Origin of the sequence: Synechococcus sp. BA-120 BA3 (assembly GCF_034931285.1) — a bacterium.
GTDB lineage: Bacteria > Cyanobacteriota > Cyanobacteriia > PCC-6307 > Cyanobiaceae > Cyanobium.
This window is the reverse complement of sequence record NZ_JAYGHZ010000203.1, coordinates 1-960: the sequence shown is the minus strand read 5'-3', so window position 1 is coordinate 960 and position 960 is coordinate 1. Positions and strand designations below refer to the sequence as shown.

The following is a 960-nucleotide window of genomic DNA, read 5'->3' as shown; positions in this document are numbered from 1 at the left end:
CCCCGCCCCTGCGCCTGCGCGGCAACGGCGGGATGCTCACCCTGATCGACGCCAACGGCCAGCGCTTCCAGGCCCCCTCCCTGGTGCTGCACTGGCGCCGGGAGGCGCTGCCCGGGCCCGTGATGCTGCGGCGCCGGGTGCTGGGTCCGTTCGCCAGTTTCGAGAGCGCCGAGCAGGCGGCCGGGCTCTGGCGTTCGGTGGGGGTGGCGGCCGTGATCGCCCGGCCCCGCGAGTGGGAGGTGTGGGCGCCGGCCGGAGCCCCCGATCCCGCGTCTCTGCCCGAGGGGCTGCGGCTGCAGGGCTACGCGCGGATGGTCAGCGGGAGGGTCGGCCTGGAGCTGCGCCGGGCCCAGGGGGTGGTGCCCCTGGCCGGGCCGATCCGGATCGAGGCCCCCGCTGGCCTGCTCTGGGACCGGGGGGTTTATGCCGGCCCCTTCCAGCTGCTGAGCGACGCCCACGGCGGCTGGAGCCTGGTGGAGCAGGTCCCCCTGGAGCGTTACCTGGAGGGGGTGGTGCCCCATGAGATCGGGGCCGGGGTGCCGGCGGCGGCCCTGGAAGCCCAGGCGGTGCTGGCCCGCACCTGGGCGGTGCGCAACCAGCACCGCTTCGCGGCGGATGGCTACCACCTCTGCGCCGACACCCAGTGCCAGGTGTACAGCGACCCGCGCGACGCCGGCGCTGCCGTGCGCCAGGCCATCGCCGCCACCCGGCTGGCCGTGCTGATGGGTGCCGATGGGCCGATCCACGCCGTGTACCACGCCAGCAACGGCGGCATCAGCGCCGCCTTCCAGGAGGCCTGGAACGGACCACCGGTCCCCTACCTGAACCCCTTCCCCGACGGCCCCGCCCCCTTCCAGGCCCTGTCTCTTACCAACCTCCCAACCCGCGGACCAGGGCTCCCCTGTTCCTCTCCGTCCGTCCTCCGGCACCCCCCCCCACCCTCCACCCCACCCCCGCCCC

The 960-nt window shown here is 75.5% G+C and carries 1 protein-coding gene; it reads left to right on the top strand.

The window, feature by feature from the left end; all coding sequences use genetic code 11:
• Positions 1–960: SpoIID/LytB domain-containing protein (locus tag VB737_RS07285; protein WP_500312251.1), on the top strand; the 960-nt coding region annotated here is incomplete at both ends.